Consider the following 25,830-nt stretch of genomic DNA (forward strand, 5'->3'; position numbering starts at 1 on the left):
AACCGCGTCCACAGGTGGCATCGTAGCCCAGTGGAGATGTGGCCAGCGGACACCACGACGGTCGAGCCCGTCACGGGCGACATGTCCGGTTAGCGTAATCTGGTATTTCAGTCCGATATGACACCTAGGAGGTGGGCCGTGACAGGAGAGCTGGATCACGGTCAGACACCCGCGACTCAAGGGTCGCGCATCGACGCATACGTCGATCGGTACGCCGCGCGAGCTACCGGGATGGTCGCCTCCGAGATCCGAGCTCTTTTCGCCGTCGCGTCGAGGCCCGAGGTGGTCTCGCTCGCCGGCGGCATGCCGTACGTCACGGCTCTTCCCCTCGACATGGTCGGCGAGCTGGTCTCCGACCTCGTCACCAGGCGCGGCACCGTCGCGCTGCAGTACGGTTCCGGCCAGGGCGACCTTCATCTGCGCGAGCAGATCTGCGAGGTCATGCGGCTGGAGGGGATTCATGCCGGGGCGAACGACGTGGTCGTCACCGTCGGTTCGCAGCAGGCCCTCGACCTGATCACACGCATCTTCATCGACCCGGGCGACGTGGTGCTCGCCGAGGGTCCCTCGTACGTGGGCGCGCTGGGCACTTTCTCCGCCTACCAGGCCAAAGTCGTTCATATCGCCATGGACGATCAGGGCATCGTGCCCGAGTCGCTGGCCCAGACCATCTACGCGCTGGAGACGGCCGGGGCGCCCATCAAGTTCCTCTACACGATCCCGACCTTCCACAACCCGGGCGGCGTCACCCTGAACATCGCCCGCCGGCAGCAGGTGCTCGACATCTGCCAGCGGGCCGGGGTCCTGATCATCGAGGACAACCCGTACGGACTGCTGGGGTTCGACGGGGAGCCCATGCGGGCCCTTCGGGCCGACAATCCGGACGGCGTGGTCTACCTGGGGTCGTTCTCCAAGACGCTCGCCCCCGGATTCCGCGTCGGCTGGGCGCTGGCCCCGCACGCCGTCCGCGACAAGCTCGTGCTGGCCATGGAGTCGGCCGTGCTCTCACACTCCTCGTTCACCCAGCTCGCCGTGGGCCAGTACCTCGCCACGCAGCCATGGCAGGAGCAGATCAAGTCGTTCAGGGAGCTCTACCGCGAGCGCCGCGACGCGCTCCTGGACGCGCTCGGTTCCCTGATGCCCCCCGAGGTCACCTGGACCCGCCCCGCCGGGGGCTTCTTCGTCTGGGCGACCCTGCCCGAGGGGCTCGACTCGAAGGCCATCCTGCCGCGGGCGGTGGCCGAGCGGGTCGCGTTCGTGCCCGGGACCGGGTTCTACTCGGACGGGAGCGGCGCCCGGCATATGCGGCTGTCGTACTGCTACCCCGAACCTGACCGGATCCGGGAAGGAGTGCGGCGGCTGGCCGGGGTGATCGAGCAGGAGATGCAGCTGAGGGACACCTTCGGCACCAGCTCGATCCGCGACCACCTGGGCGTCGACACTCCCGGCCCGGACTTGGCCTAGCGCGTTCTCGGGCGGCGTGATCGCGCCGCCCCCTCCGGGCATCGCAGACGCCTGGCGCTCTGAATCCTCCGCACGCCACCGAGCGGACGCGCCAGGCGTCGCCACCGTGCCGGGCGACGACCCCATGGCGGTACGGTTGGACAGCGGCGCGTGCGATCAGCGGAGGAGAAGTGATGAGCGATCTGGGCCACGTGCTCGTGCTGGCCGGAGGCCTCTCCTACGAGCGAGAGGTGTCCCTTCGCTCCGGTCGCCGAGTCAGCGAGGTGCTGCGTGCGGCGGGCGTCGATGTGGAGACTCGCGACACCGACGCCTCCCTCGTGCCGTCCATCCTCGCGGACCCGCCGGACGCGGTGTTCGTGACCCTCCATGGTGGCGCGGGTGAGGACGGCGCGATCCGTTCCGTCCTGGAGCTGCTCACCGTCCCGTACGTGGGCGCCGACCCTGACGCGTGCCGGGTGGCCTTCGACAAGCCCACCGCCAAGGCCGTCGTACGCTCCGTCGGCCTGCAGACGCCGGAGTCGGTCACGCTGCCGAAGGAGACGTTCCACGACCTCGGCGCCACGGTGGTGCTGGGCCGCATCGTGGAGCGACTCGGCCTCCCCCTGTTCGTCAAGCCCGCCCGGGGCGGGTCGGCGCTGGGCGCCTCGATCGTCCGCACGGCGGAGGAGCTCCCCGCCGCGATGGTCGGCTGCTTCGCGTACGGCGACACTGCGCTGATCGAGCGTTACGTGGAGGGCGTGGAGGTGGCGGTCTCCGTCGTGGACCTGGGCAACGGCCCGGTGGCCCTGCCGGCCGTTGAGATCGTCCCGGACGAGGGCGTCTATGACTACGCGGCCCGCTACACGGCCGGGCACACGGAGTTCTTCGCTCCCGCCCGCCTTTCCGCCCAGGCGGCCGCGGCCTGCGCGGAGACGGCGGTAACCGCCCACACGGCGCTCGGTCTCCGCGACATCTCCCGTACGGATCTGATCGTCGACGCGGCGGGCAACCCGCACTTCCTTGAGGTCAACGTGGCGCCGGGGATGACGGAGACGTCGCTCCTGCCGATGGCCGCCGAAGCCGCCGGCCAGGACCTGGGCGACCTCTGCCGCACCCTCCTCCAGAACGCGGCAGCCCGCTCCCACGCCTAGCCCTCTCTCCGCCTCCTGGGGACCTCTTCGCTCACCGCACTGCCTGGTGGGCCCGCCGATGGCGCCGTCCAGCGGCGCGACCCTGCTCGCCGGTCCCTACCGCGAGACGGGGTCACAGTCTGAGGGGCGCCTCGACGCGGCACGCCGTCGCCAAGCGGATGCACGCCACGACGCCACCCGGCGCACGCCCTGCACAGCACCGCCACGTGACAGGCACAGCACCACGCGGCACACGCCGGGCACGACATCGCCCCGCAGACGCGCCCACGGCGGCACCGCCATGTGGACGCCCGTCACGGCACCGTCGGATAAGCGCCCAACGCGACACCGTCAGGCACGCGCCCCAACGCGGCATCAGCGCGGCACACGCCCGACACGGCACCACGGGACAGCGGCCGAGACGACACCACCGCACAGCGGCCGACACGGCACCACCAGACAGCGACCGGCACGGCACCGCATGGAAGACAGCCTGCAGCACCGTAGCGGCGCCTCGCCCCGGAAGCGCCACCGGAGACGCAAAGTGCCCTCCCCCCTCAGGCGCTCAGCCATCGCATCCGCTGGCGTGTCGTCCATCGGCGGGACCGCCGCCACGCCGCCCAATTTGGCATCGAGCGCGGCACCGGTGTGGCACGCCCAATCCATCCCCCTCGACCCCTCGGCCCATACCAAACGATGGGGCAGGACGCCGGTCGAAGGTGAGTAAGTAGCCTTACCGTGTGCTGATCGATTCGATGTACCCCAAGAGCTTTGCCAGCGACAACCACGCAGGCGTGCACCCGACCGTCCTGGAAGCCATAGCCGCCGCCAACCACGGAGACGCGCCCGCGTACGGTGACGACAGGTGGACCTCGGTGTTCGAGGACAAGATCAAGGAGGTGTTCGGCCCGGGCGCCGAAGGATTCGCGGTGCTCAACGGGGCGGGCGCCAATATGGTCGGGCTGGCCTTGATGCTCGGCCGTTACGACTCCATTCTCTGTGCCGACAGCGCCCACATCGCCACCCATGAAACGGGAGCGGCGGAGCGTCTGCTCGGCGTCAAGCTGATGACGATTCCCACCGAGGACGGCAAGCTCCGCCCGGACGACATCAAGTACCGCCTGGGTGTGATCGGCAACCCACACGAATCCCAGCCATCAGTCGTCTCCATCTCCCAAGCCACGGAGTTCGGCACCTGCTACTCCCCCGACGAGATCGCCGCCCTCGCTGAGACCGCGCACGAGGCCGGCCTACGGCTCCACGTGGACGGCGCCAGGCTCGCCAACGCGGCCGCCTATCTCAACTGCGACCTGAGGGCCATCACGACGGACGCCGGGGTGGACGTGTTCAGCTTCGGCGGCACCAAGAACGGCGCCCTGGCCGCGGAGGCGGTGGTCATCCTCGACCCTTCACTCACCCCCGGCCTCCCGTACCTCCGCCGCCAGTCGCTCCAGCTCGCCTCGAAGATGCGTTTCGTCTCGGCTCAGCTCTCGGCGCTACTGACAGACGACCTGTGGCAGGAGAACGCGGCGCACGCCAACGAGATGGCCGCGCGCCTGGCGAACGGCATAGCCGACGTGCCTGGCGTCTCCCTGACCTACCCGGTCGAGTCCAACGCCGTCTTCGCCACCCTCCCGCCCGCCGTCGCGGAGACCCTCCAGAGCCGCTACCTCTTCCACTACTGGGACGAGCCCACGGGCGTCGTCCGGTGGATGGCCGCCTTCGACACGACCCCGGAACACGTAGACGACTTCCTGGCCGACATCCACAAGGCTGCCGTCAGGTAGCCCCGCGCCACAACGGTCGCGGTTTCACGTGAAACACGCCGCCCGAGAACCGCCATGGCGCCACCCTCGGGCTCCGCCCCGAGTCGCATGTTTCACGTGAAACCGCGACCGAGGGCAGACGCCTTGCGCTCATCGCCATCGCCATCGCCATCGCCATCGCCATCGCCATCGCCATCGCCATCGCCATCGCCATCGCCATCGCCATCGCCATCGCCATCGCCATCGTCAGAAGAGACGCTAGACGGAGAGCGAGCGCCGCGTTTCACGTGAAACATCACCCCCGACAAAAGCGCCACGTCGGGGCGCGCACGCGGCGAGCAGCAGCCCCCGTCGGCCGAGCGCCATGCGGCACATCGCCCGGAGGTGCGGGCCCTCAGCCGGAAGGTGCGGGCCTCCAGGTCGAAAGGTGCGGACCCTCAGCCGGAAGGTGCGGGCCTCCCTCGAGAGGTCATCAGCCCCTAGAAAGTGGGGACTTCGGTGTCGCGTCTTCGGGGCGGAAGTCACCGAAGACCACCGGGCGTTCGGCGGGTGCATTTCGCAAGGGACAAGCGCCCTCCCGCGCCATCCCCGACCCGCAGGAGCCGCCGCCACCACCACGCCGCCGCCAACCTCCAGAGTGCGGCCCATCAGCCCCGACAGCGGGCCTCGTTTCACGTGAAACATCAGCTCCGAGGCTGGGCGGCGTTGGTTCGTGTTTCACGTGAAACAGAGAGATCTAGTCTTCGGCTTCTCGCATCGCGCGGACGGCTTCCGGTGCCATGGTGCCGATGATGCGCTCAAGGTCGTCGATCGTGGCGAACTCGACGACGATGCGCCCCTTGCGCCGCCCCAAGTCCACCTTCACCTTGGTCTCGAAGTGATCCGAGAGACGGTCGGCAAGATGGGTCAGGCCGGGAGCCGTGGGCTTGGCCACCTGGCGCTCGCGGGTGGGCTTCTTCGCGGCCTTGGCGCTCCCCATGGCCACGATCTCCTCCACCGCGCGGACCGAGAGCAGCTCTGCCACGATGCGCTTGGCCAGCTGCATCTGCTCCTCGGGGCTGTTGAGTCCGAGGAGGGCCCGCGCGTGACCCGCGCTGATGACGCCGGCGGCCACCGTGCGCTGGACTTCGGGCGGGAGGTTGAGGAGGCGGAGAGTGTTGGTGATGTGAGAGCGGGAGCGGCCGACTTTCTGGGCCAGCTGCTCGTGCGTCGCCTGGAAGTCATCGAGGAGTTGCTGATAGGCCGCGGCCTCTTCGAGGGCGTTCAGTTGCTCACGCTGAAGGTTCTCAATGAGCGCGTCCCGGAGGAGATCGGTGTCCTGGGTGTTGCGGACGATCGCCGGAACCGGGTCCAATCCGACCTGCTGGCACGCTCGCCAGCGCCGCTCCCCCATGATCAACTCGTACTGGCCGCCTCCAACCGACCGGACCACGATCGGCTGCAGGAGCCCGACCTCCCGGATGGACGCCGCCAGCTCTTCAAGGCGCTCCTCGTCAAAGACCTCACGCGGCTGGCGCGGATTGGGGACGATCGCGTCTAGCGCGACCTCCTTGAAGTACGCTCCGGCGATCGGCCTTGGGCCTGTCTCCCCCGTTGAACCGTTCGACGGAGCCGGCACCGTCCCCGAACCGTCAACGATGGGACCGGTCGGGATGAGTGCCCCGAGCCCCTTGCCCAATCCCCGCCGCTGCTGACTCACTGCGTCTCCTCATCCACCCGGTCGATTCCGGTCACTCCAGGAGAGGTTACCGTTGCACGCCCCGCACGGTGCCCCCTCGCCACACACCAGCCCGCGGTATTTACACCGACACGGCCACAAACCAACCCAACGACCGCCTACCCCCAGTCATGTCCGCCTGCGCCGGGCCCTCCATCCCGCCGCCGACCCAATGCCACGGCCGCCCCGGACTACCTCACGGCTGCCTGCGCCCGGCCGAATCGCTTGGTGCCGCCCTGCCGGCTCGCCGCCTAGCCGCCTGGCCGCCCAGCCGAATCGCCCAATCGCCGCCTGGCCGAATCGCTTGCCCGCCACTCGGCCGAACCGCTTGGTGCCGCCCCCGCCACCCAGCCGCCCCGTCACCTGGCCAGCTCGGTACCCCGCCGCCTGGTCGCGTTGCCTACGCTCGGCCGGCTTGCTCACTCGCCCACCCAGCGGGATCGCTATCGGGAGTGGCGCTGTTCCGCCTCCTGCCCCGTCCCGCCGCCCGGCCTTCTCGCCGCGCTCATATCTCACGGGCTAGCCATCTCACCGCCTGGCCGACTCCGCCCGCCACCTCACAGGCCCGCCGCCGAGCCGCGCCGTCGTCTCGCCGCCCGCCATTTCACGGGCGCGCCATACCGCCGCTGCCTCGCCGCCCCGCCGCCCGGCCTTCTCGCCCCGCCGCCTCACGGACCCGGCGTCTCACGTCTCACCGTCCAGCCGCTCGGCCATCCCATCGTCTCGCCCGCCTCAGCTTGCGGGACTGCCGTCTCACGGCCCCTCAGGCTCGCTGGGTCGTGCTCTCAGTCCGGGGGCCGGCGCTAGTGGGACATAGCGAGGCAAATCAGCGCACGTCTCCGCAGCAGCGGTCCAGTCGTTGGCGGGGCGGGGCTCATTGGGCGCGCTGCGGGACTCTTTGAGCGCACGCGGGCAGGCTGAATATCCGTACGGCATGCAGGCGGCACTGCCGAGCGGACCCGAGCGGACCTGGATGGGCGTGGCCCGGGTTCAGAGGTAGAAAGGGCGGCGGCGAGGGGCGGTCAGGACACGGCGGCGCGGTGGGCGATCTCGCGGGCCGCGTCCATGTACGCCATCGCCCCGCTCGACCCCGGGTCGTACGTCATCACCGACTGACCGTAGCTGGGCGCCTCGGACAGGCGCACGCTGCGCGGGATCACGGTGTTGAGCACCGTGTCGCCGAAGTGCGCCCGCACTTCGTCCGCCACCTGTGAGGCCAGACGGGTGCGCCCGTCGTACATCGTCAGGACGATGGTCGAGAGCTTCAGCGTCGGGTTCAGGTGGGCCCGGATCAGGTCCACGTTCCTGAGGAGCTGCCCGAGCCCCTCCAGGGCGTAGTACTCGCACTGGATGGGGATCATGACCTCTTCCGCCGCCACCAACGCGTTCACCGTCAGCAGGCCCAGCGACGGCGGGCAATCGATCACGATGTAGTCCAGATCGACCCCTTCGTACGCCGCCAGCGCGCGCCGGAGGCGGGCTTCCCTGGCCACCAAGGAGACCAGTTCGATCTCCGCGCCCGCGAGGTCGATGGTGGCCGGTGCGCAATAGAGGTTCGGCATGTCGGGGACCTGCTTGACGATGTCCGCCATCGGAAGGTCGTCGACGAGGACCTGATAGACGTCCGGCACGTCGCCTCGGTGCTCCGTGGCTAGTGCCGTGGAGGCGTTGCCCTGGGGGTCGAGGTCCACCACGAGGACCCGCTGGCCGTGCATGGACAGGGCGGCGGCGATGTTCACCGACGTGGTGGTCTTGCCCACGCCGCCCTTCTGGTTGGCCACCGCGATCACCCTGGTCTTGGGCGGCCGCGGCCAGGTGCCGTCCCCGTCGCTGGGGGTCTGGGCGGCGGTCGGGGTTGCAGATGTTTCACGTGAAACCACTGAGCTGAGCGCCTCTCGTACCAACGGCGAATCACCGGGGTTCAGGGGGGTCTGGGTCACGATGGCCATCCTTTCAACCAGTGGTGTGCCGGTGTCGGGATTTGACTGTCGCGACACGCCCTTTTCGGGCCAGCCAACCCCGCTTGGACTCTCAGACGGACGGCTGCCCGGCCAGCCAAGACCGCTTGACGCGACTGGCACAACCGTCACCTCCTTCGTCGCCGCCCGACTTGCTCTGGCGCGCGACCCGCTACCACCCGAACCAATGTTGCAGGCGGCTCGACCTTACCGCGCCCGACAGTCACGAGCTCGGCCGATCGGACTCCGCTGGCCCGCAATTGGGTCTCCGCCTCGGCAAGCTCCGCCTCGGCGCGCTCCCCCTTCATGGCGATCAGTTCGCCGCCCTCGCGGAGCAGCGGCATGGCCCACTTCAGGAGGCGGTCGAGCGGCGCCACCGCGCGGGCACTGGCGACGTCGAACTCGCGCTTGCCCGCCAGCTCCTCCGCCCGCGCGCGCAGCACCTCGACGTTGTCGAGCTTGAGCGCCTCGACACACTCCTCCAGGAACACGGTACGGCGGAGCAGCGGCTCCAGGAGCGTGACAGTGATGTCCTGGCGGACGATCGCCAGCACGAGCCCGGGCAGCCCGGCGCCGGACCCGATGTCCACCAGGCGCACCTCCGGCGGCACGACCTCAGCCACGACCGCGCAGTTGAGCAGGTGGCGATCCCAGATCCTGGGCACCTCACGCGGGCCCAGGAGCCCGCGGACCACGCCGGGCCCTGCCAGCAGCTCGGCGAACGCGTTCGCGCGATCCCAAGCCTCCCCGGCGAAGACGTCCCGCGCTATGTCCGGCGGCGCCGGAAGCTCATCGCTCACTGGTCGGTGGCCCTTTCTGAGACTGATCCGTCCTGGCTCGGCGGGGAACAGCCCGGCGTTGATCTGTTGCGAGTGGTCTCTACCCCAAGGCTAGAGGTGAGATCACAGTGGAAGACTAGCGGGCCGCTCTGAAAGCGACCTTTGAGCACGCCGCCGTCGGTATGGCTCGTCCGAGCGGGAGAACGCTAACAAGGGGCGTGCGCGCACATACGCACGTTCAGATGGACGTACAGGGATGAAAGAGCACAAATGAGAAACGGCCGTCCGCCTCGCGTGCGAGCGGGCAGACGGCCGGATCGGATGGCGTAACACTCCTCAGGCGGGCAGGACCACCACGTAGCGATGCGGCTCCTCACCCTCGGACTCGCTACGGAGCCCGGCGGCCGCCACCGCGTCGTGGACGATCTTGCGCTCGAAGGGCGTCATCGGCTGCAGCGACTTCGGCTCGCCCCGGTCCTTGACCTGGTTGGCGACCTCAGTGCCCAGCTTGGTCAGCTCGGCCCTGCGACGCTCGCGGTAGCCGCCGACGTCGAGCATCAGCCTGGAGCGCTCGCCGGTCTGCCGGTGCACGGCCAGGCGGGTCAGCTCCTGCAGCGCCTCCAGGACCTCTCCCCCGGGGCCTACGAGTTCGTTGCCCTTGAGACCCACGACGGAGACCATGGCGCGGTCCCCCTCGACGTCCATGTCGATGTCTCCGTCGATGTCGGCGATGTCGAGAAGGCCCTCGACGTAGTCGGCAGCGATCTCGCCTTCCTGCTCCAGCGCGTTGAGATCAGGAGCCTTCTCCTGCTCGGCCTCGGTCATGGCCGGCCTCTCCTTCATGTTCAAGACTTCTTGCTGCCGGTGCGCTTGCTGCGGGACTGGCGGCTTGGCTGCTGCCTGACGATCTTAGGCTCCGGCGAGGGCGGAGGCGCCTGCTCTTCTTCCGGCGTGGTCTTGCGAAGCTTGGCGATCAGGCTCGGCTTGGGCTGCACGATGACCGGGTTGCCCTTGGCGTCGAACTGCGGCATCGGGTGCCGGCTGTAGAACCAGTGCTGCTGGCCGAGCGTCCACAGGTTGGTGGTGACCCAGTACATGATCAGACCGAGCGGGAAGTTCAGGCTGAAGAAGGCGAACAGCGGCGAGATGTACATCAGGATCTTCTGCTGCTGCGCCATCGGGTTGTCCGGCATCTGGGCCATGGAGCGGGTGACGCTCTGCCGGACCGTGAGGAACGTGGTGCACGAGCTGATCGCGACGAAGAAACCGATGACGATCTTCTCGCCGACGTGGGAGGCCTCGAAGAACGTGGTGGGAAGCGGGGCTCCCAGGATGAGGGCCTGCTTGGCGCTGTCGACCAGCTCCTGCGTCATCCCGAACTTCGGCTGGTCCGCGGCGATCGCCCGCAACACGGTGAACATCGAGATGAAGATCGGGAACTGCGCCACGACAGGGAGGCAGCCGCCGAGGGGGTTGGCGCCCGCTCCTTGGTAGAGCGCCATGACCTCCTGGTTCATGCGCTGCTTGTCGTTCTTGTAGCGCTTGCGGAGCTCCTGGACCTTCGGCGCCAGCTCCTGCATCTTTCGCGACGAGCGCATCTGCTTGAGGAACAGCGGGAAGATCAGGATCCGCATGCAGATGGTCAGCGTGATGATGGTGAGCGCCCAGGTCAAGCCGCTGTTCGGGTCGAGCACCGTGCTGTATGCCTGGTGGATCCAGGTGATGACTTGGGCGACGGCTGTGTACAGCCAGTTGAGCCAGGACAGCTCCACCGAGCTATCTCCCTTGCGTTTCGTGGGACCGGACCGGGCGTGGGGGCACCGGGTCTATACCTCCGGGATGGAATGGATGGCACCGCCCGATGCGCCGGACAGTCAGCCAAGTGCCGCGCAGTGCTCCGTGCGTAGCAATCGCCTCGAGTCCATATGCACTGCACGACGGGTAGAAACGGCAGCGTGGACCGAGCATCGGGCCGATGAAGGCCCGGTAGAACCGGATCGGGATGATCAGCGCTCGAGCTGCGAGGCTCGGCGTCACCCCTTGCGGCTGCTCCGTCATTTTTGTCCACCCGTCGAGGACTCGCGCCGCCTGAGCAAACGTTCCAGCGCGGAGTCGAGCTCGGCGGCCAAGTGCTCGAATCGCGCGGACGCGGCCGGTGGATTGGCGCGTACCACCAGCAGGCTACCTCGCGGCAGCCGGTCGAGACGGTCCCGCATCAGGTGTCGGAGCCGTCGCTTGACCGTATTCCTGGTCACGGCGTCACCAACGGCCTTGCTCACTACGAAACCCACCCGAGGGGACTCTTCCCCCGAAATGGCAAAATGCACCACCAGAGTAGGGCGACCAGCGCGTTTGCCGCGCCTGACCGCCGCATCGAACTCCATCCCGCGCCGCATGCGGGATTGACTAGACAGCACCGTATACGCCTATCGCCCGCCGGTGAGATCCACCGGCGGGCGCAGAAACGCGCGGGACGGTCAGGCCGACAGCTTCTCGCGGCCCTTGCTGCGACGGGCGGCGAGAATGGCGCGACCGGCCCGGGTGCGCATCCGCAGCCGGAAGCCGTGGGTCTTCGCGCGGCGACGGTTGTTCGGCTGGAAAGTACGCTTGCTCACGGGTGGGCTCCAGGCTTGATGGTGCGCCGCTAGGGCGCCTAACACACATGGATGGCCTGCCAAGGAAGCGAGGGCACGCGAAATAGCCGTCGCGTGACAAGCCGACCGTCGTACGTTACGGGGGAACCACCGTCCAGGTCAAACTGGACGGGTTATCCACCTTTCCACAGGCGACTTTTCCACTGCCAGACCGGTGTCCACAGTATGTGCACCCAGGTACCACTAGGCTGTGGACAACGCTTGAACACAGCTGTGCACATGGATACTGTCGGCCCTTCCGGACCCGCCCCAAGGCTGTGCACAACTTGTGGATCTCCTGTGGAGGACCTGGGCGGGAAGCCCGGGCTCCACGCTGTGGACGAAGGGGCCGCCGATCACAGCGGGCGGCCGCGCATGTGGATAAACGATCGCGGGGGGCCGCGAGAGGGAGGAGGGGGGACCGCACCATGAACGGTGTCGACCTCGGCACGGTATGGGCGAGGGCCCTGGGTAACTTCCTCAACGAGAACGTGCCGATCCAGCAGCGCACGTGGCTGGCCATGGTCCGCCCGATCGCGCTGGCCAACGACACCATCGTGCTCGGCGTCCCCAACGACTTCCTCAAGGACCTCATCGAGGGCAAGTTGCGCCCGCTCGTGGCGCACGCGCTGTCACAGGAGCTCGGCCAGAACATGCGGCTGGCCGTGATGATCGACACCACGGCGCCGGAGCAGCCGCCGCGCGACGCTCATCAACAGCCTGTGACTCAGAGTTATCCCCAGAATGTGGAGAGCCAGCCGCGTTACGCACAGCCCTCGCAATCGCAGCACCAGCAGGCCTCCGAGCCGCCTCAGTTCTATTCTCCACAGCCTGAGCAGCCCCAGATATCCACCGAATATCCACAGCCCGGCTTCTCTTTTGAACAGGCGCAGCCGTACACACCGCCTGTGGAGAAAGAGCCCGAGCCGGCGCCGAACCGGTGGGAAGCGAAGAGCACCAAGCCCAGCGAACCGGCCAGGCTCAACCAGAAGTACACATTCGAGACATTCGTCATCGGGGCCAGCAACAGGTTCGCTCATGCTGCCGCCGTGGCGGTGGCCGAATCCCCCGCGAAGGCGTACAACCCGCTCTTCATTTACGGCGACTCGGGGCTGGGGAAGACGCACCTGCTGCACGCGATCGGGCACTATGCACAGAGCCTGTACGACGGCGCGCGGGTCAGATACGTGAGCTCCGAAGAGTTCACCAACGACTTCATCAACAGCATCCGCGACCACAAGGCCGACGGCTTCCGCGGGCGCTACCGGGCGATCGACATCCTGCTTGTGGACGACATCCAGTTCCTGGAGGGCAAGGAGCAGACGCAGGAGGAGTTCTTCCACACGTTCAACACCCTCCACAACGCCAACAAGCAGATCGTCATCTCCAGCGACCGCGCGCCCAAGCAGCTGACCACGCTGGAGGACCGGCTGCGTAACCGGTTCGAGTGGGGCCTGATCACGGACGTGCAGCCGCCCGAGCTGGAGACCCGGATCGCGATCCTCAGGAAGAAGGCCATCCAGGAGGGCCTGGCCGCGCCGCCCGAGGTGCTGGAGTACATCGCCAGCCGCATCTCCACCAACATCCGCGAGCTCGAGGGCGCCCTGATCAGGGTCACCGCCTTCGCCAGCCTCAACAGGCAGGGCGTGGATCTGCAGCTCGCCGAGGTGGTGCTCAAGGACCTGATCACCACGGAGTCCGACACCGAGATCACCATTGCGGCGATCATGACCGAGACCGCTCAATACTTCGGCATCAGCATCGATGACCTGTGCGGCACCTCGCGCAGCCGGGCGCTCGTCACCGCCCGGCAGATCGCCATGTATCTGGCGCGCGAGCTGACCGAGTTGTCGCTGCCCAAAATAGGCCAGCAGTTCGGTCGCGACCACACCACTGTCATGCACGCGGAGCGGAAGATCCGCTCGCTCATCGCCGAGCGCAGGTCGATGTACAACCAGGTCAACGAGCTGACATTGCGTATCAAGCGGACATCCCGCGGGGCCTGAACGTCATGCACAGCCTGTGGAAAACACTGTGGATCTGCGAAAACACCAAAACCCACCGGCTCTTCGCCACACAATGCCCGAAAAAATCCCCCACAGGCCCTGGGGACAAGGTTGGGGACACCCTGGGGAGAACCTGGGGACTACTCGTGGATAACGTGTGGACGGCCTGTGAACAGGCGATCTGGGACTCCAGGAGTGTCCTTTTTACCCCGTGGACAACTTGTGGAAACCTCGTGGATAACCAGTGGATGAAGGCACCAAGATCTGGGGACGGCCTGTGTGTGAAGACTCTCCATCCCCAGGAGCGCGAGTTCTCCCCAGGCGTCACGCACATCCCCAGTGGATGAAAACAGGGCCACTGACCAGCCAGAACACCGGTTGTCCCCAGTATCCACAGCCCCTAGTGTGATGACCTCTTATCTCTCTTACAAGGAAACTCAAGACCCATAGAGGGTTCTCCCGGATCTCAGGTGCGGGAGAGTGAACACTTGAATCAACGACGAACCCAGGAGGCTGATCACCGTGATGTTCCGAATCGAGCGAGACGTCCTCGCTGAGGCGGTGGCATGGACGGCACGCAGCCTCCCGGCGCGCCCGTCGGTGCCCGTACTCGCAGGCATGCGTCTGGAGGTCACCGAAGAGCAGCAGCTGAAGCTGTCGGGATTCGACTACGAGGTCTCCGCCGAGGTGACGCTCGAGCTCCACACCGGTGAGCCCGGCGTCGTGCTGGTCTCCGGCAAGCTGCTCGCCGAGATCACCCGCGCTCTTCCTGCACAGCCTGTGGACTTCGTGGTGGATGGCGCGAAGGCGGTCGTCACCTGTGGCAGCGCTCGATTCACACTTCTCACCATGCCTGTGGAGGACTACCCGTCCCTCCCGGCCATGCCGCCGGCCGCCGGCCGGGTGGGCAGCGACGTGTTCGCCTCCGCCGTCGCCCAGGTCGCCGTCGCCGCGGGCAGGGACGACACGCTGCCGATGCTCACCGGCGTGCGGATGGAGATCGAGGGCGACACGGTGACCCTCGCCGCGACCGACCGCTACCGCCTCGCCGTACGCGAGCTGAAGTGGCAGCCGGGCCAGCCCGACTTCTCCGCCATCGCGATGATCCCCGGCAAGACCCTCGCCGACACCGCCAAGGCACTCGGCACGACCGGCGCGGAGGTCGAGATCGCGCTCAGCTCCGCCGGCGGCACCGGCGAGGGCATGATCGGCTTCTCCAGCGCCGGGCGGCGGACCACGACGCGGCTGCTGGACCCCGAGTTCCCCAAGTACCGCTCGCTGCTGCCGACGGAGTTCTCCGCCCGCGCGGACTTGTCCACAGGGCCGTTCGTCGAGGCGGTCAAGCGCGTGGCCCTGGTCGCCGAGCGCAACACCCCGGTGCGGCTGGCGTTCAAGAGCGGCGAGGTCGTGCTGGAGGCGGGCAGCGGCGACGAGGCGCAGGCCGTCGAGGCGCTCCCGGTCGACTACGAGGGCGAAGAGATGAACATCGCCTTCAACCACCAGTTCTTGCTGGAGGGGTTGGGGGCCATCGACTCCGACATCGCGAGGCTCCAGATGACCACATCGACGAAGCCCGCTATCCTCACCGGTGGCAAGCCTGTGGAGGACGGAGCCGCTACGGACTACCGTTACCTGATCATGCCCATCCGCCTGTCAGGCTGATCCTGTCATCGGGGATGATGGAAGTCTGACAAGGGGGTAGCAACATGCAGATCGGCATGGTCGGACTGGGCAAGATGGGCGGCAACATGGCCGAGCGCCTGCGCCGCGGCGGTCACGACGTCGTCGGCTACGACCGCGATCCGGCGATCAGCGACGTGTCCAGCCTGAAGGAGCTGGTCGAGCGTCTGCAGGCGCCGCGTGCGGTCTGGGTCATGGTCCCCGCGGGCAAACCCACCCAGTCCACGGTCGACGATCTCGGCGAGCTCCTCGACGCGGGCGACATCGTCGTCGACGGCGGCAACTCCCACTACGTGGACGACCAGAAACACGCCGCCGAGCTGGCCGAGAAGAGCATCGGCTTCGTCGACTGCGGCGTCAGCGGTGGCGTGTGGGGGCTCGAGAACGGCTACGCGCTCATGTGCGGCGGCGACAAGGCCAACGTCGAGCGGCTGATGCCGATCTTCGAGACACTCAAGCCCGAGGGCGAGGACGGCTTCGTCCACGCAGGCGACGTCGGCGCCGGGCACTTCGCGAAGATGGTCCACAACGGCATCGAATACGGCATGATGCAGGCGTTCGCGGAGGGCTGGGAGCTGCTGGAGGCCTCCGACATCGTCAAGGACGTCAAGGGCTCCTTCAAGAGCTGGCGCACTGGCACCGTGATCCGCTCCTGGCTGCTCGACCTGCTCGTGCGGGCGCTCGACGACGACGAGCACCTCGACCAGCTCCGCGGTTATGCACAGGACTCTGGAGAGGGCCGGTGGACGGTGCAGGCGGCTGTGGACCACGCGGTGCCGCTGCCGGTCATCACCGCCGCGCTGTACGCCCGGTTCGCCTCGCGGCAGGACGACTCCCCCGCGATGAAGGTGGTCGCGGCGCTGCGTAACCAGTTCGGCGGCCACGCGATCACCTCGACTGAAGGCAGCACCGGAAAGGGCGCCGATTCCCCAGGTGCCGACGTGGTGCCGCCGCGCGAGACCGAGCGTCGGTGACCACAGCGATCCCTGCGGCGCACTAACCTCGTGGGGTGCATGTCGCCCACCTCTCGCTGACCGACTTCAGGTCGTACGCGTCCGTGGAGCTCGGCCTGGAGCCGGGCGTCACGGCGTTCGTGGGGCCCAACGGCCAGGGCAAGACCAACCTGGTCGAGGCCCTCGGCTACGTCGCGACGCATTCCAGCCACCGGGTGGCGAGCGACGCGCCGCTCGTGCGCAGGGGCGCCGCGCGCGCGATCGTGCGCTCCGCCGTCCACAGGGACGACCGGCGGGCGCTGATCGAGCTGGAGATCAACCCGGGGCGGGCCAATCGCGCCAGGCTCAACCGCTCCCCCGTCTCGAGGGCGCGTGACGTCGTCGGCCTGCTGCGCACGGTGCTGTTCGCCCCGGAGGACCTGTCGCTGTCCAAGGGCGACCCGGCCGAGCGCCGCCGCTTCCTCGACGACCTGCTGGTGGCCAGGGCGCCCAGGTTCGCCGGTGTCCGCGCCGACTACGACCGCGTGCTCAAGCAGCGCGGCGCCCTGCTGCGTACGGCCGCACAGGCCCGCAGGGGCAGCAGGAGCGCCCGGCGGGCCGAGAGCGACAGCGCGTTCTCCGCGGCGGGCGCGGGCGACGTGCTGAGCACGCTGGAGGTGTGGGACGCCCACCTCGCCAGGCACGGCGCGGAGCTGCTGCGGGCGCGGCTGGAGCTCATCGAGGCGCTGCGCCCGCTGGTGGCCGGCTCGTACGCTGGGCTCGCTCCGGGGAGCGCCCCCGCGACCCTGGCCTACCGCAGCACGTTGTCCACAGGTGGGGACACAGATGAGGGTGGCCAGGAGGGCGAAGTCCCCGGTGAGCGGGGATCTTTCGATACACAGACGTTATCCACAGACTTGGGGAAAACCCTTGAAGAACGGCTGCGGGAGCGGCTAGTGGAGGTCCGCTCCGCGGAGCTGGAGCGAGGCGTCACACTCGTCGGCCCGCACCGCGACGACCTGATACTCGGCATCGGCGACCTGCCCGCCCGCGGCTATGCCAGCCACGGCGAGTCCTGGTCGTTCGCGCTGGCTCTGCGGCTGGCGGCGTACGATCTGCTGCGGGCCGACGGCGGGGACCCTGTGCTGATCCTCGACGACGTGTTCGCCGAGCTCGACAGCCAGCGCAGGCGCCGGCTCGCCGAGATCGTCGCCCCCGCCGAGCAGGTGCTCATCACCGCCGCCGTCCCGGCCGACGTCCCTCCGGAGCTGGTGGGTGCCAGGTTCGACGTGGCAGAAGGGAGCGTGACCCGTGTCCGTTGACGACAATCCCGCGGCCAAGGGGGCCGCGATGGCCAGGGAGAAGCTCGCCCAGGCCAAGGCCGACGCGGCCAAGCGCGGCCAGCTCCCCCGGCGCGAGCCCAGGCGCAAGGCCGGGCCGCGCAGGGACAGCGGCGATCCGCAGCTTTTCGGACGCGCGATAGCCGACCTGCTGGCCGCTCGCGGCTGGGAGCAGCCGGTGGCCGTCGGCGGGGTGTTCGGGCGCTGGATCGACATCGTGGGCCCTGACCTGGCCGCCCACACCAAGCCCGAGTCGTTCGAGGACGGCGAGGTGCTGATCGCGGCTGATTCGACGGCGTGGGCGACACAGGTACGACTGCTCGCCCGCACCCTCGTACGCAGGCTGAACGAGGAGCTCGGCGACGGCACAGTCACGAAGGTCAAGGTCAGAGGGCCGCAAAACGCGCCAAGACCGTCGGGAGGGTTGAGGGTGACCGGAAGCCGGGGCCCGGGCGACACGTACGGATAGCCGCTTGCGCCGCTACGGTTAGGCGCCAGGGGCGATCAGAAAGCCGCAGACGCGATAAGCCCCCGTTCCGGAGGGGGGATGCTGGACTGGGGGCAAAACGAGCTAGAGGGCATCACAGGCGCGTTCCTTGCCACCTTCGGGCTCCGGACCCGGTAGACTGAAGACGGATTCCGGACACGTCCGCTTGCGTGTCACCCCGGCAGCAAACCGACTCCCCTGGGTGACCGCGCATCGGGGCACTCACGACGGTGACGGGCACGGCAGGGGCAGCTTTGAATTTGATGGCCTCCCCCGCCGCGTGTCCGCGGCAGGAGGATTTTGCAGTTGTCCTACGACGCTAGCTCTATCACCGTACTCGAGGGGCTTGAGGCGGTTCGAAAGCGCCCGGGTATGTATATCGGCTCCACCGGTGAGCGCGGCCTGCACCACCTCGTCCAAGAGATCGTGGACAACGCGGTGGACGAGGCCTTGGCCGGTTACGCCGACCGCATCGACATCACGCTCTTGGCCGACAACGGCGTACGCGTGATCGACAACGGCCGTGGCATCCCCACAGGCATCCACCCGGTGGAGAAGCGCTCCGCCGTCGAGGTCGTGCTGACCACGCTGCACGCGGGTGGCAAGTTCGACAGCCAGTCCTACGCGGTCTCCGGCGGCCTCCACGGCGTCGGCTCGGCCGTCGTCAACGCGCTGTCCACCGCCATGGACGTCGAGGTCAAGCAGAACGGCCACTACTGGCGCCAGCGCTACGAGCACTCCAAGCCCGTCGCGCCGCTGGCCAAGGGCGAGGGCACCGACGAGACCGGCACCACGATCACGTTCTGGCCCGACCCCGACGTCTTCGAGACCACGACGTGGAACTACGAGACGCTCTCGCGGCGCTTCCAGGAGATGGCCTTCCTCAACAAGGGCCTGACGATCACGCTGACCGACGAGCGTCCCGACCACGTCAACGGCCAGCCGAGCACCGTCACCTACTGCTACGAGGGCGGCCTCGCCGACTTCGTGCAGCACCTCAACGCCAAGAAGGAGCCGGCGCACGCGTCGATCATCTCCTTCGAGGAGGAGAGCGACGGGCTCGCGGTCGACATCGCCATGCAGTGGAACAACTCCTACTCGGAGTCCGTCTACAGCTTCGCCAACGTCATCAACACCGCGGAGGGCGGCACTCATGAGGAGGGCTTCCGCGCGGCGCTGACGTCGATCGTCAACCGCTACGCCCGCGAGCAGAAGTTCCTCAAGGAGGGCAAGGACGACAACCTGAGCGGTGAGGACGTCCGCGAGGGGCTGACCGCGATCATCTCGGTCAAGCTCTCCGACCCCCAGTTCGAGGGCCAGACCAAGACCAAGCTGGGCAACACCGAGGCCAAGTCGTTCGTGCAGAAGGCCTGCAACGACCACCTGCGCGACTGGTTCGAGCGAAACCCCGGCGAGGCGAAAGACATCATCAACAAGTCGCTGCAGGCCTCGCGCGCCCGCATCGCCGCCCGCCAGGCCCGCGACCTGACCAGGCGCAAGTCGCTGCTCGAGTCGGGCAGCGGCCTTCCGGGCAAGCTGGCCGACTGCCAGTGGAACGACCCGGAGAGGTGTGAGCTCTTCATCGTCGAGGGCGACTCGGCCGGCGGCTCGGCCAAGGGCGGCCGCGACTCGCGCTTCCAGGCGATCCTGCCCATCCGCGGCAAGATCCTCAACGTCGAGAAGGCGCGGATCGACAAGGTCCTGAAGAACAACGAGGTCCAGGCGCTGATCACCGCCCTGGGCACCGGCGTGCACGACGAGTTCGACATCGCCAAGCTGCGCTACCACAAGGTCATCCTCATGGCCGACGCCGACGTCGACGGTCAGCACATCAACACGCTGCTGCTGACGCTGCTGTTCAGGTTCATGAGGCCGCTGATCGAGGCCGGTCACGTCTACCTCTCGTGCCCGCCGCTCTACAAGATCAAGTGGGACCGCAAGGGTGAGGACGCCTCGTACGCGTACTCCGACACCGAGCGCGACGCGGTCATCGCCGAGGGCATCGCCAACGGCAAGGCCGACCCCCGGCCGCGGGACAACGTACAGCGCTTCAAGGGCCTCGGCGAGATGAACGCGAGCCAGCTCTGGGAGACGACGATGAACCCCGAGACCCGGCTGCTGCGCCTGGTCACGCTCGACGACGCGGCTCAGGCCGACGACCTGTTCAGCGTGCTCATGGGCGAGGACGTGGAAGCCAGACGCGAATTCATCATCCGCAACGCCCGCGACGTGCGCTTCCTCGATGTTTAAGGACATTTACCTGTGACGGACGTGAACACCACTCCCCCGGCTGAGCGCATCGAGCCGGTGGACATCCAGTCCGAGATGCAGCGCAGCTATATGGACTACGCGATGTCGGTCATCGTGTCCAGGGCGCTGCCGGACGTCCGCGACGGTCTCAAACCGGTGCACCGGCGGGTGCTCTACGCGATGTACGACGGTGGCTACCGTCCCGACCGCGGCTACTTCAAGTGCGCCCGCGTCGTCGGTGACGTAATGGGCACCTACCACCCCCACGGCGACACCTCGATCTACGACGCGCTGGTACGCCTGGCGCAGTCCTGGTCGATGCGTTACCCCCTGGTCGACGGCCAGGGCAACTTCGGCTCGCCGGGCAACGACCCGGCGGCGGCGATGCGCTACACCGAGTGCAAGCTCGCGCCCATCGCCATGGAGCTGCTGCGCGACATCGACAAGGAGACCGTCGACTTCCGTCCCAACTACGACGGCAAGTCGCAGGAGCCCGACGTCCTGCCGGCGCGCTTCCCGCAGCTGCTGGTCAACGGCTCGGGCGGCATCGCCGTCGGCATGGCCACCAACATCCCGCCGCACAACCTGCGCGAGGTCGCGGCGGCGGTCAAGTGGGCGCTGGAAAACCCGGAGGCCGGCGACGAGGAGCTGCTCGAAGCGGCGATCAGGCTGGTCAAGGGGCCCGACTTCCCCACCAAGGCGCTGATCGTCGGCCGGCGGGGCATCGAGGACGCCTACCGCACCGGGCGCGGCTCGATCACCATGCGCGCCGTGGTCGAGGTCGAGGAGGACAAGGGCCGGCAGGCGCTCGTCGTCACGGAGCTGCCGTACCAGGTCAACCCCGACAACCTCGCGCTCAAGATCGCTGAGCTGGTGCGTGAGGGCAAGCTGGCCGGCATCGCCGACGTGCGCGACGAGAGCTCCTCGCGGGTCGGGCAGCGACTGGTGATCGTGCTCAAGCGCGACGCGGTCGCCAAGGTCGTGCTCAACAACCTGTACAAGCACACCCAGCTCCAGGACACGTTCGGCGCCAACATGCTGGCGCTGGTGGACGGGGTGCCGCGCACGCTGCGGCTCGACCAGTTCGTCCGGCACTACGTCGCGCACCAGATCGAGGTCATCGTCCGCAGGACCCGCTACCTCCTGCGCAAGGCCGAGGAGCGCGCCCACATCCTGCGCGCGCTGCTGAAGGCCCTGGAGCGGCTCGACGACGTCATCGCCCTGATCCGGTCCTCGGAGTCCGCCTCGCACGCCCAGCAGGGCCTCATGGCGCTGCTGGAGATCGACGAGGTGCAGGCGCAGGCCATCCTCGACATGCAGCTGCGCAAGCTGGCCGCCCTGGAGCGGCAGGCGATCCAGGACGAGTTCGACCACCTGATGACGCAGATCGCCGAGTACAACGCGATCCTGGCCAGCGAGGCCAGGCAGCGCGAGATCATCAGCGAGGAGCTCGCCGAGATCGTCGGCCGCTACGGCGACGACAGGAAGACCGAGATCATCGCCTACGACGGCGACATGTCGATCGAGGACCTCATCGCCGAGGACGAGATCGTCGTCACGATCACGCGGGGCGGCTACGCCAAGCGCACCCGTACCGACCTCTACCGGGCGCAGAAGCGTGGCGGCAAGGGCGTGCGGGGTGCTCAGCTCCGCCAGGACGACATCGTCGACCACTTCTTCGTCACCACGACGCACCACTGGCTGCTGTTCTTCACGAACAAGGGCCGGGTGTACCGGGTCAAGGCGTACGAGCTGCCCGACGCCGGGCGCGACGCGCGTGGCATGCATCTGGCGAACCTTTTGGCGATGCAGCCCGACGAAACAGTCATGGAGGTTCTCGACCTACGCGACTACCACGTCGCCCCCTACCTCGTGCTCGCCACCCGCAGCGGGCTGGTCAAGAAGACCCGCCTGTCCGAGTACGACTCCCCCAGGTCCGGCGGTCTGATCGCGATCAACCTGCGGGACGACGACGAGGTCATCGGAGCCCGCCTGGTCTCCGAGAACGACGACCTGCTGCTGGTCTCCAAGGGAGCCCAGTCGATCAGGTTCACCGCCTCCGACGAGGCGCTGCGGCCTATGGGCCGGGCGACCAGCGGTGTCATTGGCATGAGGTTCCTCGAAGGTGACGAACTTCTCGCCATGAATCGCATGGCCGACGGTCAAGACGTGCTTATTGCCACAGAGGGCGGGTACGCAAAACGGACGCCAGTGGAGCAGTATCCAGTTCAAGGACGTGGCGGTAGGGGAGTGCTTACTGCGAAAATCGTGTCTTCCCGTGGCAAGCTGGTCGGAGCCGTCATGGTCAACCCAGAGGACGAGGTCTTCGCGATCACGTCCGCCGGCGGGGTGATCCGGACGAGTGCCGGCGAGATCAAGCAGTCCGGCCGCCAGACCATGGGAGTGCGATTGATGAATCTCGCTGAAGGCGACAGCGTGGTGGCCCTCGCCCGGAACGCGGAGTCGATGGAGACTTCTGTGGAAATTGAGGAAAACGGGGGAGGAGAGTAGTCCATGAGCGCCCAAGGTGGCCCCGCCAGGACAAAGGCGGCTTCGGGTAACGGACAGCAACCGAAGAAGCCCAATCAATCCGAGACATTCGGCGCGGTCGACGACGGCAAGGACACGAAGCCGGCGCAGGGCAAGCCGGGTCCGGCCAAGGAGGACGCGCGGTCGGCGGCTCCTGCGCCCGCACCCGCGCCTTCGCCTGCGCCGTCACCGGCGCCTGCGCCGCCTCCAGAGGGCAACGAGACGATGCGCATCCGTCCGTCGCTGACCACGGAGGCGCCGCCGCCGGCGATCGAGCTGCCCAAGAAGAAGTCGTCCAGCGCCGCGGGGGCTCGGCTCCCCCGCAAGGCCCACCTGGTCCTGCGCCGCGTTGAGCCGTGGTCGGCCATGAAGTTCAGCTTTGTGGTGTCCCTGGTCTGCTTCGTGGTGCTGTTCGTGGCGGTGGCCGTCCTGTACGGCGTGCTGTCGGCCCTGGGCGTGTTCGACTCGCTGGTCGACCTGGTCAACCAGCTCGGCCAGGGCGAGCAGGGGCAGAACTCGATCCCCATCAACATCGCCTCGTGGTTCGAGCCTGTGCGGATTCTTGGTTACACGGCATTGCTCGGGGCCGTGAACGTCGTACTGATCACGGCGCTTTCCACGTTGGGGGCGGTCATCTACAACATCGCCTCCGACCTGGTCGGAGGCGTCGAGGTCACCTTCAGCGAGGCCGAGTAGGCGGGGTTGCTCGCGCCGGACCCGGCGACGGGAACGGCGCGAGCAGCACGCTGGAGGCGGTAAGCTTTTCCTCGTCCGAACAACCGGTTCGCCTCCTTCCTGGGGATGCGATAACGTTCGGTGTGCGCGGGGCTATAGCTCAGACGGTTAGAGCGCTTCCCTGATAAGGAAGAGGTCCCAGGTTCAAGTCCTGGTAGCCCCACCCAGTTGACCAGCGAAAAGGCCGCTATCCGATCTTCGGAAAGCGGCCATTCTGCTGTCTGCGTGTCTATCTGCGTGACTACCGTTCCCGATCACATCTCAAGGTGCGATCCATGCCCACCGCTCCCCCGTGGAGCACGGGCCTGATCTGCTTCCGGTAGACCAGCTCTGTCACTGCTGTGCTGCTGTGGCCGACCAGCCGGGAGATCTCCTCCAGGGGCGTCCCGTTATCGGAGAGCAGGGACACGAAGCTGTGCCGCAGCTCTCGGGGCGTCCACTCCTTGGGGTTCAAGCTGGTGTGCTTGATGACCCGTCGGAACGTACGCCGTACGTTGGCCGCGTCCAGCTCGGTTCCGGCGGTGGACGCGAACACCAGGCCGTGCTCAGACCAGGCGTCGCCCGGTTCCTTCTGCTGGGCTTCTTGTTGCTCGATCAGCACGTCTACGCACCGTTTGGGGAGTGCGAGAGTGCGCCGTGACTTGCGGGTCTTGGTGTCTCCCCCGTTCCGTACGGAGCACCACACGGCGACGTATGGCGGGATTGGTGGGGTGCCGTCGAGGTTGCCCACGAGGTCCACGTGATCCCAGCGCAGCGCGCGGAGTTCCTCGGTGCGCGCGCCGGTGAGCAGGGAGACCACGATGTAGGCGTAGAGGTTCTTGCCGCCCTCGGCGGCCTTGAGCACCTCTTCGGCCTGAGCCATCGTGAGCGCCTTGGATGGGCGCCCTTCCTTGCCCTGGGGCACTCGGCACAGTTCAACGACGTTCCGGCGGACCTTGTCCCGTGCCATGGCGCGCTTGATGATCCGATTCAGACAGGAGTGGAGCCGTGTCACGGTGCTCGTGCTGTGCGTCTTGGCCTTGCCTGCCAGCCACTTGTCCACATCCTGTGCACTGAGGTCGCGGAGCTTCCGCTTGCCTAGGGCCGGGATGATGTGGGTCTTGACCAGGGTTGTGTTCGTCGCCACGGTGCTCGGGTCCAGCCCGCTGAGCCCGTAGGCAAGCCAGTCGGTCGCGGCCTGAGCCACGGTGGACTCCCCCGGCGCGATGGTCAGCCCGTCCTCGTAGTCCCTGAGCACCTCCTTGAGCTTGGCCTTGGCTTCCGTCTTGGTCTTGCCGCTCCCCCGTTTGATGATCCGCTTGCCGTCTGGGCGAGGTGCGGGTGTTGCGGTCGCCGTCGAGGGGGACCAAGGTTCCCGCCGCGCGGCGCCTCACCGTCGGTGGGGTGCCGCTGGAGTTGTGAGTCTTCGCCATCTTCGAACATGCAGGTCGGAGGCTCTGGCGTGGCGCTCGCTCGGGGTACTCGCGGCGGCGCGGCCCGAAGGGCACATCAGCCCCCAGCGTCATCTCCCGGTGCGGTACGTTCTCGCGCCCCACGGCCGGCGACGGCGTCCGCGAGGCTCGTAGCCAGGTCTCCGTGGCCTGTAGTGTGCGGAAATGACAAGCAGCGAGCGGCTCGCGGAGCAGTTGGACCGGCACTGGCGCAAGAACCTGCGGCCGCGGCTGGACGGTCTTGCCGATGAGGAGTACTTCTGGGAGCCGGTGCGCGGCTGCTGGAGTATCCGCCCACGTGGCAGGTCGGCCGCACCGATGTCGGCAGGTTCGGGGGAGTGGACGATGGACTTCGCGTCCCCTGACCCGGTGCCGGCGCCGGTGACCACGATTGCCTGGCGGCTGGCGCACATCATCGTCTCGTGCCTGGGCTATCGGGTCGGATGGCACTTCGGCGGCCAGGACGTCGACTCCCAGACATTCGCCTACGCGGGGACCGCTGACGAGGCGCTAAAACAGCTCGATGAGATGTACGGGAGATGGAACGCGGGGGTCCGCGAACTCTCGGACGCCGACCTGGAGAATCCGCCCACGGTGGGTCCCGAGCGGTTTCCCATGGAGGTCATCGTCCAGCACGTCAACAGGGAGCTGATCCATCACGGCGCCGAGATTTCCCTGCTGCGCGACCTCTACCGCTGGCAGGACGGAGCCAAAGGCTAGATCCCACGATTGCAGATCTAGCCTTTTGATCGTTTGACCGTCGTGCCGAACCTCGCGACCGCGCACTGCCGTGTTCAAGTGGGTTTGACGGTTCTACGGGTTGACAGGTTCTCGGCGTATCCGGGCCCCCGCCGTTCGGTCGATGAGCCGTAGCAACACGCCAGAATGATCCTATGGATCTAGCGCTCCCCCGCCCAGGCGGCCTGGTCCTTCGGATTTACGGCGGATCACGCAGAACGCGAGAAGGTCGTCAACGCGATGAGGGCGGTTGTCGGCGTACTCGCTTCCGAGGAGG

22 protein-coding genes and 1 tRNA gene are annotated in these 25,830 nt (G+C 67.6%); 13 read left to right on the forward strand and 10 right to left on the reverse strand.

Translation table 11 applies throughout. The annotated features are described in order from the left end of the window. Positions 1-231: 231 nt before the first annotated feature. From AB0J09_RS03590 to AB0J09_RS03600, 3 genes are all read left to right on the forward strand, one after another. Positions 232-1,464, forward strand: coding sequence for a PLP-dependent aminotransferase family protein (locus tag AB0J09_RS03590; protein ID WP_360684622.1), 1,233 nt, complete (start codon positions 232-234; stop codon positions 1,462-1,464). 173 nt (positions 1,465-1,637) lie between these two features. Beyond that, on the forward strand, positions 1,638-2,594 hold the full coding sequence (locus tag AB0J09_RS03595; RefSeq protein WP_360684484.1) for a D-alanine--D-alanine ligase: 957 nt from the start codon (positions 1,638-1,640) through the stop codon (positions 2,592-2,594). Positions 2,595-3,313: 719 nt separating this feature from the next. Then, positions 3,314-4,360 carry a beta-eliminating lyase-related protein gene (locus AB0J09_RS03600; protein WP_360684487.1) on the forward strand — a complete coding sequence of 349 codons (1,047 nt, stop codon included), beginning with the start codon at positions 3,314-3,316 and terminating at the stop codon, positions 4,358-4,360. Here AB0J09_RS03600 and AB0J09_RS03605 read toward each other — a convergent pair. The 9 genes from AB0J09_RS03605 to rpmH form a co-directional block, all read right to left on the reverse strand. Further along, positions 4,353-4,583, reverse strand: coding sequence for a hypothetical protein (locus tag AB0J09_RS03605; protein ID WP_360684490.1), 231 nt, complete (start codon positions 4,581-4,583; stop codon positions 4,353-4,355). The genes AB0J09_RS03600 and AB0J09_RS03605 overlap by 8 nt on opposite strands. Before the next feature lie 492 nt (positions 4,584-5,075). Next, positions 5,076-6,038 carry a ParB/RepB/Spo0J family partition protein gene (locus tag AB0J09_RS03610; protein ID WP_360684493.1) on the reverse strand — a complete coding sequence of 321 codons (963 nt, stop codon included), beginning with the start codon at positions 6,036-6,038 and terminating at the stop codon, positions 5,076-5,078. Between the two features lie 1,040 nt (positions 6,039-7,078). After that, entirely contained in the window at positions 7,079-7,996 is a 918-nt protein-coding gene (locus tag AB0J09_RS03615; RefSeq protein ID WP_360684496.1) for a ParA family protein, read from the reverse strand. A gap of 146 nt (positions 7,997-8,142) precedes the next feature. After that, a complete protein-coding gene (gene rsmG, locus AB0J09_RS03620; RefSeq protein ID WP_360684499.1) occupies positions 8,143-8,814 on the reverse strand; it encodes a 16S rRNA (guanine(527)-N(7))-methyltransferase RsmG in 672 nt (223 codons plus the stop codon). A 315-nt stretch (positions 8,815-9,129) separates the two neighbouring features. Further along, entirely contained in the window at positions 9,130-9,618 is a 489-nt protein-coding gene (locus tag AB0J09_RS03625; protein WP_344999698.1) for a R3H domain-containing nucleic acid-binding protein, read from the reverse strand. A 20-nt stretch (positions 9,619-9,638) separates the two neighbouring features. Then, positions 9,639-10,565, reverse strand: coding sequence for a membrane protein insertase YidC (gene yidC / locus AB0J09_RS03630; RefSeq protein WP_360684502.1), 927 nt, complete (start codon positions 10,563-10,565; stop codon positions 9,639-9,641). A gap of 4 nt (positions 10,566-10,569) precedes the next feature. Continuing rightward, positions 10,570-10,851, reverse strand: coding sequence for a membrane protein insertion efficiency factor YidD (yidD, locus tag AB0J09_RS03635; RefSeq protein WP_360684505.1), 282 nt, complete (start codon positions 10,849-10,851; stop codon positions 10,570-10,572). Continuing rightward, a complete protein-coding gene (gene rnpA / locus AB0J09_RS03640) occupies positions 10,848-11,210 on the reverse strand; it encodes a ribonuclease P protein component (RefSeq protein ID WP_360684508.1) in 363 nt (120 codons plus the stop codon). Before rnpA ends, yidD begins: the two co-directional genes overlap by 4 nt. A gap of 60 nt (positions 11,211-11,270) precedes the next feature. After that, positions 11,271-11,408: a 50S ribosomal protein L34 gene (gene rpmH, locus AB0J09_RS03645; protein WP_360652485.1), complete on the reverse strand. Its 138-nt coding sequence runs from the start codon at positions 11,406-11,408 to the stop codon at positions 11,271-11,273. Positions 11,409-11,854: 446 nt separating this feature from the next. On the opposite strand from rpmH, the gene dnaA reads away from it, so the two are divergent. From dnaA to AB0J09_RS03690, 9 genes are all read left to right on the forward strand, one after another. Then, positions 11,855-13,432: a chromosomal replication initiator protein DnaA gene (gene dnaA / locus AB0J09_RS03650; protein ID WP_360684511.1), complete on the forward strand. Its 1,578-nt coding sequence runs from the start codon at positions 11,855-11,857 to the stop codon at positions 13,430-13,432. Between the two features lie 522 nt (positions 13,433-13,954). Then, the gene (dnaN, locus tag AB0J09_RS03655; RefSeq protein ID WP_360684514.1) at positions 13,955-15,094 is read left to right on the forward strand and encodes a DNA polymerase III subunit beta; all 1,140 of its coding nucleotides are present in this window, start codon (positions 13,955-13,957) and stop codon (positions 15,092-15,094) included. A 44-nt stretch (positions 15,095-15,138) separates the two neighbouring features. Beyond that, on the forward strand, positions 15,139-16,086 hold the full coding sequence (gene gnd, locus AB0J09_RS03660) for a phosphogluconate dehydrogenase (NAD(+)-dependent, decarboxylating) (RefSeq protein ID WP_360684517.1): 948 nt from the start codon (positions 15,139-15,141) through the stop codon (positions 16,084-16,086). 35 nt (positions 16,087-16,121) lie between these two features. After that, complete coding sequence (gene recF / locus AB0J09_RS03665) at positions 16,122-17,366, forward strand: DNA replication/repair protein RecF (protein WP_360684520.1); 1,245 nt, start codon at positions 16,122-16,124, stop codon at positions 17,364-17,366. Beyond that, complete coding sequence (locus AB0J09_RS03670; protein WP_360684522.1) at positions 17,356-17,853, forward strand: DciA family protein; 498 nt, start codon at positions 17,356-17,358, stop codon at positions 17,851-17,853. The genes recF and AB0J09_RS03670 overlap by 11 nt, the downstream gene beginning before the upstream one ends. Positions 17,854-18,198: 345 nt before the next feature. Further along, positions 18,199-20,121, forward strand: coding sequence for a DNA topoisomerase (ATP-hydrolyzing) subunit B (gene gyrB / locus AB0J09_RS03675; protein WP_360684626.1), 1,923 nt, complete (start codon positions 18,199-18,201; stop codon positions 20,119-20,121). A 12-nt stretch (positions 20,122-20,133) separates the two neighbouring features. Continuing rightward, positions 20,134-22,632: a DNA gyrase subunit A gene (gene gyrA, locus AB0J09_RS03680; protein ID WP_360684525.1), complete on the forward strand. Its 2,499-nt coding sequence runs from the start codon at positions 20,134-20,136 to the stop codon at positions 22,630-22,632. A 3-nt stretch (positions 22,633-22,635) separates the two neighbouring features. Further along, complete coding sequence (locus AB0J09_RS03685) at positions 22,636-23,346, forward strand: DUF3566 domain-containing protein (protein ID WP_360684528.1); 711 nt, start codon at positions 22,636-22,638, stop codon at positions 23,344-23,346. A 128-nt stretch (positions 23,347-23,474) separates the two neighbouring features. After that, a tRNA-Ile gene (locus AB0J09_RS03690) sits at positions 23,475-23,548 on the forward strand. Between the two features lie 78 nt (positions 23,549-23,626). Here the strand turns inward: AB0J09_RS03690 and AB0J09_RS03695 are convergent. Then, the gene (locus AB0J09_RS03695) at positions 23,627-24,622 is read right to left on the reverse strand and encodes a tyrosine-type recombinase/integrase (RefSeq protein ID WP_360684531.1); all 996 of its coding nucleotides are present in this window, start codon (positions 24,620-24,622) and stop codon (positions 23,627-23,629) included. Between the two features lie 358 nt (positions 24,623-24,980). Between AB0J09_RS03695 and AB0J09_RS03700 the strand changes: the two genes are divergently transcribed. Then, positions 24,981-25,535, forward strand: coding sequence for a DinB family protein (locus AB0J09_RS03700; RefSeq protein ID WP_360684534.1), 555 nt, complete (start codon positions 24,981-24,983; stop codon positions 25,533-25,535). The last annotated feature ends 295 nt before the right edge of the window (positions 25,536-25,830 follow it).

The organism is Nonomuraea sp. NPDC049784 (assembly GCF_040659615.1).
In the GTDB taxonomy this organism is placed as follows: Bacteria; Actinomycetota; Actinomycetes; order Streptosporangiales; family Streptosporangiaceae; genus Nonomuraea.